The 11,952-nt window shown below is 73.0% G+C and carries 12 protein-coding genes; 11 read left to right on the plus strand and 1 reads right to left on the minus strand.

Translation table 11 applies throughout. From position 1 onward, the window contains the following. Positions 1–3 precede the first annotated feature (3 nt). A complete protein-coding gene (locus ACWDZ7_RS10060) occupies positions 4–1,044 on the minus strand; it encodes an NAD(P)/FAD-dependent oxidoreductase (RefSeq protein ID WP_451796195.1) in 1,041 nt (346 codons plus the stop codon). 98 nt (positions 1,045–1,142) lie between these two features. Here ACWDZ7_RS10060 and ACWDZ7_RS10065 point away from each other — a divergent pair, with 98 nt between their 5' ends. From ACWDZ7_RS10065 to ACWDZ7_RS10115, 11 genes are all read left to right on the plus strand, one after another. Beyond that, a complete protein-coding gene (locus ACWDZ7_RS10065) occupies positions 1,143–1,760 on the plus strand; it encodes a helix-turn-helix domain-containing protein (RefSeq protein ID WP_451796196.1) in 618 nt (205 codons plus the stop codon). Between the two features lie 101 nt (positions 1,761–1,861). Beyond that, positions 1,862–2,830, plus strand: a complete 969-nt coding sequence (locus tag ACWDZ7_RS10070) for an NADPH:quinone oxidoreductase family protein (protein WP_451796197.1) — start codon at positions 1,862–1,864, stop codon at positions 2,828–2,830. Continuing rightward, a complete protein-coding gene (locus tag ACWDZ7_RS10075; protein ID WP_451796198.1) occupies positions 2,827–4,014 on the plus strand; it encodes an acyl-CoA dehydrogenase family protein in 1,188 nt (395 codons plus the stop codon). Before ACWDZ7_RS10070 ends, ACWDZ7_RS10075 begins: the two co-directional genes overlap by 4 nt. Further along, entirely contained in the window at positions 4,011–5,102 is a 1,092-nt protein-coding gene (locus ACWDZ7_RS10080; protein WP_451796199.1) for an acyl-CoA dehydrogenase family protein, read from the plus strand. The genes ACWDZ7_RS10075 and ACWDZ7_RS10080 overlap by 4 nt, the downstream gene beginning before the upstream one ends. 136 nt (positions 5,103–5,238) lie before the next feature. Next, positions 5,239–6,840: an ABC transporter substrate-binding protein gene (locus ACWDZ7_RS10085; RefSeq protein WP_451796200.1), complete on the plus strand. Its 1,602-nt coding sequence runs from the start codon at positions 5,239–5,241 to the stop codon at positions 6,838–6,840. Positions 6,841–6,899: 59 nt separating this feature from the next. After that, positions 6,900–7,865 carry an ABC transporter permease gene (locus ACWDZ7_RS10090; RefSeq protein ID WP_451796201.1) on the plus strand — a complete coding sequence of 322 codons (966 nt, stop codon included), beginning with the start codon at positions 6,900–6,902 and terminating at the stop codon, positions 7,863–7,865. Continuing rightward, complete coding sequence (locus tag ACWDZ7_RS10095; RefSeq protein WP_451796202.1) at positions 7,858–8,748, plus strand: ABC transporter permease; 891 nt, start codon at positions 7,858–7,860, stop codon at positions 8,746–8,748. The genes ACWDZ7_RS10090 and ACWDZ7_RS10095 overlap by 8 nt, the downstream gene beginning before the upstream one ends. A 41-nt stretch (positions 8,749–8,789) precedes the next feature. After that, positions 8,790–9,701 (plus strand): ABC transporter ATP-binding protein, encoded by a 912-nt coding sequence (locus ACWDZ7_RS10100; protein ID WP_451796251.1) that lies wholly within the window; start codon positions 8,790–8,792, stop codon positions 9,699–9,701. After that, the gene (locus tag ACWDZ7_RS10105; protein WP_451796203.1) at positions 9,694–10,380 is read left to right on the plus strand and encodes an ABC transporter ATP-binding protein; all 687 of its coding nucleotides are present in this window, start codon (positions 9,694–9,696) and stop codon (positions 10,378–10,380) included. Before ACWDZ7_RS10100 ends, ACWDZ7_RS10105 begins: the two co-directional genes overlap by 8 nt. Positions 10,381–10,693: 313 nt before the next feature. Then, positions 10,694–11,572 (plus strand): phosphatidylinositol-specific phospholipase C/glycerophosphodiester phosphodiesterase family protein, encoded by an 879-nt coding sequence (locus tag ACWDZ7_RS10110; protein WP_451796204.1) that lies wholly within the window; start codon positions 10,694–10,696, stop codon positions 11,570–11,572. 129 nt (positions 11,573–11,701) lie between these two features. Next, complete coding sequence (locus ACWDZ7_RS10115; protein ID WP_451513536.1) at positions 11,702–11,896, plus strand: hypothetical protein; 195 nt, start codon at positions 11,702–11,704, stop codon at positions 11,894–11,896. Positions 11,897–11,952 lie beyond the last annotated feature (56 nt).

Consider the following 11,952-nt stretch of genomic DNA (forward strand, 5'->3'; position numbering starts at 1 on the left):
GGCTCAACGCCTGGAGCTGGGAGTCCACGCGGCAACCCGGCCCACCACCTCGTGCTCCCGGCCGCCCGCCGTCACCCTGGCCACCGCAGCTTCCGCCTCCGGCGTGAAGACGCCTGCCCGGCGACGCGCGGCCTCCGCGTCGATGGCTGTCATGACCAGCTCGGCGTTGATCGTGAGGCCGGCACGGTAGCCCGCGGACGCCGCGTTGATGACCTGTTCCATCGGGCCCGCGGCGTTGCCCACCGCCCACACGCCGGGGACCGTGGTGCGGCCCGTCTCGTCCACGGTCGGGTAGGGGCCGACCGGGGTCTGCCTGGTCTCGGCGCCGAGCGCGGTGAGCAGGTCGTCGCGCGGCACCGGCTTCGCCGCGACGAACAGGACCGAGCGAGGGAACACCCGGCCGTCGGCGAGCCGTACGCCCGTCAGGCGGTCGTCCGTCACCTCCAGGCCGGCGACCTCGCCCTCCACCACGGAGACCCCGGCGGCCGCCAGACGCTCCCACTCCGCGTCCGGCAGCTCCCGCACGGTGTGCAGGAAGAGCGTCACGTCCTTGGACCACTGGGTGACGAGCAGCGCCTGGTGAGCGTTGAACGGCTCCGACGCGAGGACGCCGAAGGCCTCGTCCCGCACCTCCCAACCGTGGCAGTAAGGGCAGTGCAGCACGTCGCGGCCCCAGCGCTCGGCCACGCCCGGCACGGAAGGCAGCTCGTCCACCAGGCCCGTGGCCAGGACGACCCGCCGCGCGCGCACCGCCCCGCTGTCCGCGAGCCGCACCCCGAACTCCCCCTCGCCGTCCGGCACCACCTCCGCCACCCGGCCCCGCACCACCTCCACTCCGTACTGCTCCAGCTCCCGCCGCCCCTCGGCGAGGAACTCGGCGGGCGGCATGCCGTCCCGCGACAGATAGCCCTGCATGTGCGCGGCGGGCGCGTTGCGGGGTTCGCCCGCGTCGACCACGAGGACCCGCCGCCTCGAACGGCCGAGTACCAGTGCCGCGCTCAGGCCCGCCGCGCCGCCTCCGATGACCACTACGTCGTACAACATCCGGTTTCCCTCTCGTCGCCTACCCCTGGACCATGCTCCTGTGGTGCGTTATTGACAAATGGCATTGCCAGTACCGCAAAAAATGTCATGATGGGGCCATGAGCGAAGAGGAAGAGACGGAAGCGCCGCAAGAGATGGACCAGGTCCTCACCGAGGTCGGGCCCCGGCTGCGCCGCATCCGCAAGGAGCGCGGCGCCACCCTCGCGGGGCTCTCCGCCGCCACCGGCATCTCGGTCAGCACCCTGTCCCGCCTGGAGTCCGGCAACCGCAAGCCCAGCCTCGAACTCCTGCTGCCCATCGCCCGTGCCCACCAGGTCCCCCTGGACGAGCTGGTGGGCGCCCCGCCCGTGGGCGACCCGCGCGTGCGGGCCAAGCCGATCGTCCGGCACGGCCGCACGATGCTGCCGCTCACCCGGCAGCCGGGCGGTCTCCAGGCGTACAAGGTGATAGAGCCCGCCCGCACCTCCCCGGCCCCGGAGCCGCAGACGCACGAGGGGTACGAGTGGCTGTACGTCCTGTCCGGGAAGCTGCGGCTGATCCTCGGCGACCACGACGTGCTGCTCGGCCCGGGCGAGGCCGCGGAGTTCGACACCCGCGTCCCGCACTGGTTCGGCGCCACGAGCGAAGGAGGAGCCGAGTTCCTCAGCCTCTTCGGGCCCCAGGGCGAGCGCATGCACGTACGGGCGCGGCCCACGCGCAAGGAGAAGCAGGACTGACGGCTTCCGGTGGCTGTTCCCGATGGACGGTTCCCCTGCGGCAAGCGACCGCTTAGTATGCGGAACGAGCCCGGTCTACGACAGCCCCGTGGAGGCCCCGCATGCAGGCATGGCAAGTGCACGAGAACGGCGAGCCGGGCGAGGTCATGCGCCTCGCGGAGGTGGACCGCCCGCGGCCCGGCGACGGGCAGGTGCTCCTGAAGGTCCGCGCCGCGAACATCAACTTCCCCGACGCCCTGCTCTGCCGCGGCCAGTACCAGGTCAGGCCCCCGCTGCCCTTCACGCCGGGCGTGGAGATCTGCGGCGAGACCGAGGACGGGCGGCGCGTGATCGCCAACCCGGCGCTGCCGTACGGCGGCTTCGCCGAGTACGCCGTCGCGGACGCCGCCGCCCTGCTGCCCGCGCCGGACGCACTGGACGACGCCCAGGCCGCCGCGCTGCACATCGGCTATCAGACGGGGTGGTTCGGCCTGCACCGGCGCGCGCACCTTCAGGAGGGCGAGACCCTCCTCGTACACGCGGCCGCGGGCGGCGTCGGCAGCGCCGCCGTGCAGCTCGGCAAGGCCGCGGGCGCCAAGGTCATCGGCGTCGTCGGCGGCGCGGACAAGGCGGAGGCCGCGCGCGGACTCGGCTGCGACCTCGTCCTCGACCGGCGTACGGACGATGTCGTCGCGGGCGTCAAGGAGGCCACCGGCGGCCGCGGCGCCGACGTCGTGTACGACCCCGTGGGCGGAGACGCGTACGCCAAGTCCGCGAAGTGCGTGGCCTTCGAGGGCCGGATCGTCGTCGTCGGCTTCGCGAGCGGCACCATTCCCTCGCCCGCGCTCAACCACGCCCTGGTGAAGAACTACGCGATCATGGGCCTGCACTGGGGCCTGTACAACACCAAGGACCCGCGCTCGATCGCACGCTGCCACGAGGAGCTGACCGAGCTGGCCACCAAGGGTGTCATCAGGCCGCTGGTGAGCGAGCGGGTGCCGATGGCCGGCGCCGCCGCGGCCGTGCAGCGCGTCGCCGACGGCGTCACCACCGGACGCGTGGCCGTCCTGCCGCACGGAGGTGCCGCATGACCGACGCCGCCGAACTGCGCACCCGTACGCGGGAGTTCCTGGCCGCACACCCGCCCGGGAGCATCGACCGCGCCGACTTCCTCACGGCCCGCTTCGACGCCGGGCTCGCCTGGGTGCACTACCCCGAGGGGCTTGGCGGCCTCGGTGTGCCGCGCTCCCTGCAAGCCGTCGTGGACGCCGAGCTGGAGGCCGCGGGCGCGCCCGACAACGACCCGCGCCGGATCGGTATCGGCCTCGGCATGGCCGCGCCGACCGTTCTCGGCTTCGGCACCGAGGAGCAGAAGCGCCGCTTCCTGAGGCCGCTGTGGACCGGCGAGGAGGTGTGGTGCCAGCTCTTCAGTGAGCCGGGCGCCGGCTCCGACCTCGCCGCGCTCGGCACCCGCGCCGTCCGCGACGAGGCGAGCGGCGACTGGATCGTCAACGGGCAGAAGGTGTGGACGTCCAGCGCCCACACCGCGCGCTGGGCCATCCTCATCGCCCGTACCGACCCGGAGCAGCCCAAGCACCGCGGCATCACGTACTTCGTGTGCGACATGACGGACCCGGGCGTCGAGGTGCGGCCGCTGCGGCAGATCACCGGCGAGGCCGAGTTCAACGAGGTGTTCCTGACCGACGTACGCATCCCCGACGCGCACCGCCTCGGCGCGGTCGGCGAGGGCTGGAAGGTCGCCCGGACCACGCTCATGAACGAGCGCGTCTCCATCGGCGGCATGCGCGTCCCGCGCGAGGGCGGCATGATCGGCCCGGTCGCCGAGGTCTGGCGCGAGCGGCCCGAGCTGCGCACCCACGACCTCCACCAGCGCCTCCTGAAGCTCTGGGTCGACGCCGAGGTCGCCCGGCTCACCGGCGAGCGGCTGCGCCAGCAGCTCGTCGCGGGCCAGCCGGGTCCCGAGGGCTCCGGCATGAAGCTCGGCTTCGCCCGCCTCAACCAGGAGATCAGCGGCCTGGAAGTGGAACTGCTCGGCGAGGAAGGGCTGTTGTACGAGGACTGGACGATGCGGCGGCCCGAGCTGGTCGACTTCACCGGCCGCGACGCCGGCTACCGCTATCTGCGGTCCAAGGGCAACAGCATCGAGGGCGGGACCAGCGAGGTCCTGCTGAACATCGTCGCCGAACGCGTCCTGGGCCTGCCCTCCGAGCCGCGCACCGACAAGGACGTCGCCTGGAAGGACCTCGCGCGATGACTGACCTGCTCTACTCCGAAGAGGAAGAGGCACTGCGCTCCGCGGTGCGCGACCTGCTCACCGACCACTGCGACGCGGCGTCCGTCGTGGCCCGCACCGAGACCGCCGAGCCGCACGACCGCGAGCTGTGGAAGGCCCTCTCCGACGGCATGGGCCTCGCCGGCCTCCTGGTCCCCGAGGAACTCGGCGGCCAGGGCGCCACGCACCGCGAAGCCGCCGTGGTCCTTGAGGAGCTGGGCCGGGCCGTCGCGCCCGTGCCGTATCTGACCAGCGCGGTGGTGGCGACCGAGGCGCTGCTCGCCTGCGACGGCGAAGCGGCGCGCGAGCTGCTCGGGGCGCTCGCCTCGGGCCGCAGGGTCGGCGTGCTCGCGATGCCGCTGTCGAGCGGCTCCGCAGACGAGCGGTCCGCCGTACGGGAGGAGAGCGGCGCCCTGCACGGCCGGGTGACGGGCGTGGCGGACGCCGCCGCGGCCGACGTGCTCCTGGTGCCCACCGGCGCCGGGCTCTTCGCGGTCGACGCCGCGGACACCGGGGTGGACGTCGAACCGCAGTCCTCGCTCGATCTGACGCGCCCGCTCGCCGCCGTCACCTTCGACGGGGCACGCGCGCGTGCCCTCGCCCCGGACGCGCGGCCCGCGGTCGCGCGGGGGCTGCGCGCAGGCGCGGGGCTGCTCGCGTCCGAGCAGCTGGGCGTCGCCGACTGGTGCCTGACCGAGACAGTCCGCTATGTGAAGGAGCGGCACCAGTTCAACCGGCCCGTCGGCTCCTTCCAGGCGCTCAAGCACCGGCTCGCCCAGCTGTGGCTGGAGGTGGTCAACACCCGTGCCGCCGCGCGCCACGCGGCGGACGCGCTGGCCACGGGGAGCGACGAGCCCGGCCTCGCCTCGGCGCTGGCGCAGGCGTACGCGGCACCGGTGGCGGTGCGCGCCGCGGAGGAGGCGCTGCAGCTGCACGGCGGCATCGGCATGACCTGGGAACACCCCGTCCACCTCTACCTGAAGCGCGCCAAGGCCGACTCGATCGCCTACGGCACGGCGGGACACCACCGCGCGGCCCTGGCCGGGCTGGTCGCCCTTCCGGCGCCCTGACCTGCGTACACACTCCGAGAGAGATCGATGCGGCCCGCACCTGCCAGGTGCGGGCCGCGGCTCTGCCCCGCTACTGCGTAAGGCATAATTGCGAGCCGTTCGCAACAACGCTTGATCTTCAGTAAGGGTGTGGAGCATGAGGGCCCGATCGATACGGGGCACGAGCGGCGTGGCCGCGGCCATCGCGATAGCGGTCGCGGCCTCCGCCTGCTCGGCGCCGGGCGACGGCGGCGGCGCGGGGGGCGCGAAGGATTCGGCGGTGGTCGGCATCGCGTACGAGCCCGAGACCCTCAGCCCGCTCCTCGGCTACGGCAAGGACGGCAACTCGAAGATCTTCGACGGGCTGCTCACGCACGACGCCGACATGAAGCTGAAGCCCGCGCTCGCCGCCGCGCTGCCCAAGGTCACCGACGGCGGCAAGACGTACACGTACAAGCTGCGCAAGGGCGTCAAGTTCAGCGACGGGAAGCCCTTCTCGGCCAAGGACGTCGTCTTCACGTACGAGACGATCCTCGACAAGAAGACCAACAACGCCTCCAAGACCGAGCTGGACGCCATCAAGAGCGTCGAGGCGGAGGGCTCCGCGGGGGACACCGTCGTCTTCCACCTCAAGTACCCCTACGCGCCGTTCGCCGAGCGCACCGTCCTGCCCATCGCCCCCGAGCACGTCGCGGGCAAGCAGGACGTGAACACCGGCGCCTTCACCACCAAGCCGGTCGGCACGGGCCCCTACGAACTCGTGAAGTGGTCCAAGGGCGAGAAGCTGAGCTTCAAGGCCAACCCCGACTACTGGGGCGGCGCACCGAAGATCAAGAACTTCACGATGGCGATCATCAAGGACGACGACGTGCGGGCCACCCGGCTCGACGCCGGTGAGCTCGACGGCGCGATCCTGCCGCCCAACCTCGCGAAGAAGTACGAGCACGACGGCGACCGGAAGACGTACGCCGCCAAGACCTTCGACTACCGCGTCGTGACGCTGCCCACCGGCAACAAGGTCACCGGCGACACCGGCATCCGCCGCGCCCTCGACGTCGGCGTCGACCGCAAGGCCATGGTCGACTCGATCCTGGACGGCGCGGGCAAGGAGGCCTACGGGCCGGTCCCGACCGACAGCCCGTGGTTCACCAAGGGCACCGAGCGGAAGTTCGACGCCGGCAAGGCCAAGAAGATCCTCGACGACGCCGGGTGGAAGCCGGGCGAGGACGGCATCCGCGAGAAGGACGGCGTCCGGGCGACGTTCCCCCTCTGGTACCTCTCCGGCGACAAGCTCCGCCAGGACCACGCCCTCGCCTACGCCTCCGACGCCAAGAAGCTCGGCGTCAAGGTCGAGGTGCAGTCCGGCACCTGGGAGGTCATCCAGCCGCGCATGCCGAAGGACGCGGTCCTCGCGGGCGGCGGCTCCCCGGCCGACCCCGACTTCGACCAGTACACGCTCCTGAAGTCCTCCCTCGCCGGTGACGGCTTCAACAACATGGCGCACTACGACAACAAGAAGGTCGACGCGGCCCTGGAGGACGCCCGCAGGAGCGGCGACCACGCCAAGCGCCAGGCCGCCTACGACACCATCCAGCGCCAGCTCGTGAAGAACCCCGGCTACACCTTCCTCACGCACATCGACCACCTCTACGTCGTCGACAAGAAGTTCGGCGACCTGACCACGCAGGTCGAGCCGCACGACCACGGCCTCGCCTCCGGTCCCTGGTGGAACGTCGAGGACTGGCAGCCCAAGAAGTGACCTCGGCGATATCCAAGGCCCCAGGGGAGGCGACCGGCCGTCGCCTCCCCTGGGGGCCGATGGCGCGCCTGGCCGGACGGCGCGCGCTGTTCGCGGTGCCCGTGCTGCTCGTCGTCACCTTCGGCGTCTTCGCCATCGCCGCCGCCTCGCCCTTCGACCCCGTCAAGGCGTACGCGGGCACGGCCGGGCTCACCGCCTCACAGGAGAACCTCGACCAGCTGCGCGCCAACCTCGGCGTCGACCGGCCGCTGGCCACCCGCTGGTGGGAGTGGCTGACCTCGGCCCTCTCCGGCGACCTCGGCGACTCCAGCACACTGCGCCAGCCCGTCTCGGACGTCATCGGGGAGCGCGTCGGCTGGTCCGTGCTGCTCGCCGCGACCGCGTTCCTCGTCGCGATCCTGCTCGGCACGGCGCTCGGCGTCCTCGCCGCGCGCCGCCCCGGCGGCTGGCTCGACCGCGCCGTGACCTCGCTCGCGTACACCCTCGAAGCGGCGCCGCCGTTCTGGCTCGGCCTGCTCGCCGTCTGGCTGTTCGCGCTGAAGCTGGGTGTGCTGCCCTCGGGCGGTCTGACCGACACGGCCAGTTCCGCCGTGACCGCCGGGCAGGTCGCGAGCCACCTGGTGCTGCCCGCCGGGGTGCTCGCGGTCTCGCAGCTCCCCTGGTTCGTCCTCTACGTGCGTCAAGGCGTCGGCGACGCGCTGGGCGACGACCCCGTGCGCGGGGCACGCGCGCGTGGCCTCGCCGAACGGACCGTCCTGCTCGGGCACGCCCTGCGCTCCGGCATGCTGCCGGTCCTCACGCTCATCGGGTCGCGCGTGCCCGAACTGATCACCGGGGCTCTCCTGGTGGAGACCGTCTTCAGCTGGCCGGGCATCGCTGCGGCCACCGTGCAGGCCGCGACCTCCGTGGACTTCCCGCTGCTGGCCGCGCTGACCGCGCTCGCCACGGCCGCGGTGCTGCTCGGCAACCTCGTGGCCGACCTCCTGTACGGCCTCGCCGATCCGAGGGTGGGTTTTGATGGCTGAGGCCGCGAAGACTCGGAAGGCCGACATCGTCTGGCGCGTCCACGGCGGCGTGCGCCGCTCCACGCGCGCGTGGCGGGTGCGTTCCTCCGCGGTGATCGTCGCCGCGGTCGTCCTCGCCGTCCTTGTCGTGCCGCCGCTCGTCAACCTCGACGAGCAGGCCGTCGACCTGGCGGCGAAGCTGCGGCCGCCGTCGCTCGCGCATCCCTTCGGCACCGACGACGTCGGCCGCGACCTGCTCCTGCGCTGCGTCTACGGACTGCGGGTCTCACTTCTGGTGGGTGTCGTGGCCGCCGTCGTCGCCACCGTCATCGGCACCGCGGTGGGCGCCCTCGCGGCCGCCTCCGGGGGCTGGGTGGACCGGGTCGTGATGCGGCTCGTCGACGTCTTCTCGTCGGTACCGCACCTGCTGCTCGGCATCTTCATCGTCGCGATGTTCCGGCCCGGCGTCTGGCCGGTCGTCGTGTCCGTGGCCCTTACGCACTGGCTCTCCACCGCCCGCATCGTGCGCGCCGAGGTGCTCTCCCTGCGCTCGCGGCCCTACGTCGACGCGGCGATCTCCGGCGGCGCCTCACGGCTGCGCGTCGTGGTGCGGCACCTGCTGCCCGGCGTCCTGCCGCAGGCCGGGCTCGCCGCCGTCCTGATGGTCCCGCACGCCATCTGGCACGAGTCCGCGCTCTCGTTCCTCGGCCTCGGCCTGCCCACCCACCAGGCCAGTCTCGGCACGCTCGTGCAGAGCGCCCGCGGCTCGCTGCTCGCGGGCCACTGGTGGCCGACGCTCTTCCCCGGCCTGTTCATCATCGTGCCCACGCTGGCGATCGCGGGCCTCGCGGGCGCCTGGCGGGAACGGATCAACCCCCGGCGCCGATCGGAGCTGATGCTGTGAAGCCCGTTCTGTCCGTACAGGGACTCTCCGTACGGTTCCGCATGCGCGGCGGCACCCACGTCTCCGCCGTCACCGACGCCACCTTCGACCTCGCGGCGGGGGAGTGCCTCGCCCTGGTCGGCGAGAGCGGCTGCGGCAAGTCCGTGCTCGCCTCCGCGCTGCTCGGGCTGCTCCCCGAGAACGCGGAGACCGCGGGGGCGGCCCTCCTCGGCGGCATCGACCTCCTCGCCGCCGACGAACGCACCCTGGCCCGCACCGTGCGCGGGCGGCGCGTCGGCCTCGTACCGCAGAGTCCCGCCGCGCATCTGACGCCGGTACGGACCGTGCGCTCGCAGCTGGAGGAGACCCTGCGGGAGCTCGCCGGGGTGCGGCGGCCACGGCTGCGCGCCGCCGCCGAAGCGGCCGCCGAGCGCGCCGCGTTCCCCGCGGGGCACCTCGACCGCTACCCCCACGAGCTGTCCGGCGGCCTCGCCCAGCGCGCCGCCACCGCGCTCGCCCTCATCGGCGACGCGCCGCTGCTGCTCGCCGACGAACCCACCACCGGGCTCGACCGGGACCTCGTGGACCGCACCGTCGACGAGCTGCGCCGCCACGTCGGCGACGACCGGGCGCTGCTCCTGATCACCCATGACCTCGCGGCCGCCGAGCGCATCGCCGACCGCGTCGCCGTGATGTACGCGAGCCGCGTCGTCGAGATCGCCGAAGCCGCCGACTTCTTCGGCCCGCGCGGACCCCGGCACCCCTACGCCCGCGGGCTCCTCCACGCCCTGCCGGAACGGGAGTTCACACCCGTCCCCGGCATGCCGCCCGAGCTGTCCGCGCTCCCGGCGGGCTGCGCGTTCGCGGCACGCTGCGAACGCGCCGACGAGGCGTGCGCCACCGTGCCCGCGCTCACCGGCGGGGCCGCCTGCCACCACCCCCACGCGGACGTGCTGGAGGCTCCCCGTGCTTGAACTGCGCTCCATCACCGCCGGATACGACCGGCGCGCCCCCGTCGTCCGCTCCGTGGACCTCGCCATCGCCCCCGGTGAGTCCGTGGGGCTGCTCGGCCCCAGTGGCTGCGGCAAGTCGACGCTGGCGCGGGTCGCGGCGCTGCTGCACCGGCCCGACGCCGGGCAGGTCGTCATCGACGGCGAGGCCGCGAGGGGCTGGCGCCACCGCGCCCCGCGCGAGCAGCGCACCGCCTTCGGCGTCGTCTTCCAGCAGCCGCGGCTGTCCGCCGACCCCCGGCTGACGCTCAGGGATCTTGTCGCCGAGCCGCTGCGCGCGGTGGGCCGGTCCTCCGAGGCCGCCGCCCTGGTCCCGGAACTCGCCGCCCGCGTCGGCCTCGGCAAGGAGCTTCTGGGCCGCCGCCCGCACGAGGTCAGCGACGGCCAGCTGCAACGGGCATGCCTCGCCCGCGCCCTGGTGCTGCGCCCGCGCTGGCTCATCTGCGACGAGATGACGGCCATGCTGGACGCCTCCACGACGGCGGCCCTGGTCCACGTCGTGGAGGAGTACCGCCGCGAGCGCGGCGCCGGACTCCTCGCCGTCGGCCACGACCGCGTGCTCCTTGAGCGGTGGTGCGACCGCACCACGCACTGGGACGAACTCGGCCCCGCGGCACGGAACAAAGCACTCCGGACCCAATAAGACGGACTGTCAACAAAGCGGGAACTCTCAGCTCGGCTATCACTTACGGCCCGCCACATGCTCGTCCCCGGTTCGCTCCCCGAACCCCCGACCGGGCGTAGGGCACAGCGTGGCCGGCGCGTACAGGGACTCCGGGCAGCTCGCCGACGCCGGCCAGGAGGTCGCGCACCGCGCCGACCCGGAGGTGTTCACCGGGTCGGCGTGAACGCCCGGCGACGACCACGCCAACTCCCGGCCGGGCGGGTGCCGTGACGCGGGAGCAGCCGCATACTCACTGAGGTTCCGCATACTCACCGACGCCCCGGGAGCAGATATGGCCCTCACCACCCGTCGCAGAGCGCTGACCGCCCTCGGCGCCACCCTCGGCGCCGCCCTCGCGGGCGGCGTCGGGGCGCCCGCCCACGCACAGCCGGGCGAGCGCGGCCACCACCCGCGCCCCCGCCCCCTGATCCGCGCCCACGCGCACAACGACTACGAACACCCCAGGCCGCTCCTCGACGCCCTCGACCACCGCTTCGGCAGCGTCGAGGCCGACATCTTCCTGGTCGACGGGCAGCTCCTGGTCGCCCACGACCCGGTGGACCTCGACCCCTCCCGCACCCTCGAATCCCTCTACCTGGACCCGCTGGCGGCCCGTGTCCGCGCCCACCACGGCTCCGTCTACCGGGGCTACCACCGCACGCCCTTCCAGCTCCTCATCGACATCAAGACCGAGGGCGCGTCGACGTACGCCGAGCTCCACCGCCATCTGCGGCCCTACCGGCACCTGTTCACGTCGTACGCCCATGGAAAGGTCCGCCGCTCAGCGATCACGGCCGTCGTCTCGGGCGACCGCGCGGCCCGCGCCCCGATGCGGGCGCAGAAGGTCCGGCACGCCTTCTACGACGGCCGCCTCGCCGACCTCGGGACCGCGGAGCCCGCCTCTTTCATCCCGCTGATCAGCGACAACTGGTCGCTCAACTTCAGCTGGCAGGGCACGGGGCCGATCCCCGCCGCCGAGCGCGACAAGCTGCGCGGCATCGTCTCCGCCGCCCACGCGCGCGGGCAGCGCGTCCGTTTCTGGGCGACGCCCGATCTGCCGGGCCCGCAGCGCGAAGCGGTCTGGGGCGAGCTGCTCGCCGCCGGTGTCGATCACCTCAACACCGATGACCTCGCGGGGCTCGAAGCCTTCCTCGACGCGCGCGGCCGGTGAGCCGCGCCGGTCAACGCCGGGAGAAGTAAAACCCGTTCGGAGCACAGGTCACAGCCCCGGACGGACCCTCCGCTACGCGACACTGACGGCCGAAAGCCGCGATGTCGCGTGGCGGAGGAGGTACTTGCCATGGCTGTCTCGATCTCTGTGGTGCTGCTGCTGTTCATCCTGGCGGTGGTCTTTCTGCGCAACGGCGCGCTGAAGGTCTCGCACGCCGTGGTCTGCGCCCTGCTGGGCTTCTACCTGGCGAGCACGAGCATGGCGCCGACCATCCACAACGGCCTGACGGCCACCGCCGACATCGTCAGCGAACTCCAGCCGTGAGCGCGTTCCAGCCGTGACCGTTCCTTGCGGGCCCGTTTCTTGCGAGCCCGTTCCTT

The organism is Streptomyces sp. NPDC003032 (genome assembly GCF_053591415.1).

Coding starts and splice junctions, on each gene's coding strand:
- ACWDZ7_RS10060 (WP_451796195.1), bottom strand. CDS start 1,044: ATGTTGTACGACGTAGTGGTCATCGGAGGCGGCGCGGCGGGCCTGAGC.
- ACWDZ7_RS10065 (WP_451796196.1), top strand. CDS start 1,143: ATGAGCGAAGAGGAAGAGACGGAAGCGCCGCAAGAGATGGACCAGGTC.
- ACWDZ7_RS10070 (WP_451796197.1), top strand. CDS start 1,862: ATGCAGGCATGGCAAGTGCACGAGAACGGCGAGCCGGGCGAGGTCATG.
- ACWDZ7_RS10075 (WP_451796198.1), top strand. CDS start 2,827: ATGACCGACGCCGCCGAACTGCGCACCCGTACGCGGGAGTTCCTGGCC.
- ACWDZ7_RS10080 (WP_451796199.1), top strand. CDS start 4,011: ATGACTGACCTGCTCTACTCCGAAGAGGAAGAGGCACTGCGCTCCGCG.
- ACWDZ7_RS10085 (WP_451796200.1), top strand. CDS start 5,239: ATGAGGGCCCGATCGATACGGGGCACGAGCGGCGTGGCCGCGGCCATC.
- ACWDZ7_RS10090 (WP_451796201.1), top strand. CDS start 6,900: ATGGCGCGCCTGGCCGGACGGCGCGCGCTGTTCGCGGTGCCCGTGCTG.
- ACWDZ7_RS10095 (WP_451796202.1), top strand. CDS start 7,858: ATGGCTGAGGCCGCGAAGACTCGGAAGGCCGACATCGTCTGGCGCGTC.
- ACWDZ7_RS10100 (WP_451796251.1), top strand. CDS start 8,790: ATGCGCGGCGGCACCCACGTCTCCGCCGTCACCGACGCCACCTTCGAC.
- ACWDZ7_RS10110 (WP_451796204.1), top strand. CDS start 10,694: ATGGCCCTCACCACCCGTCGCAGAGCGCTGACCGCCCTCGGCGCCACC.
- ACWDZ7_RS10115 (WP_451513536.1), top strand. CDS start 11,702: ATGGCTGTCTCGATCTCTGTGGTGCTGCTGCTGTTCATCCTGGCGGTG.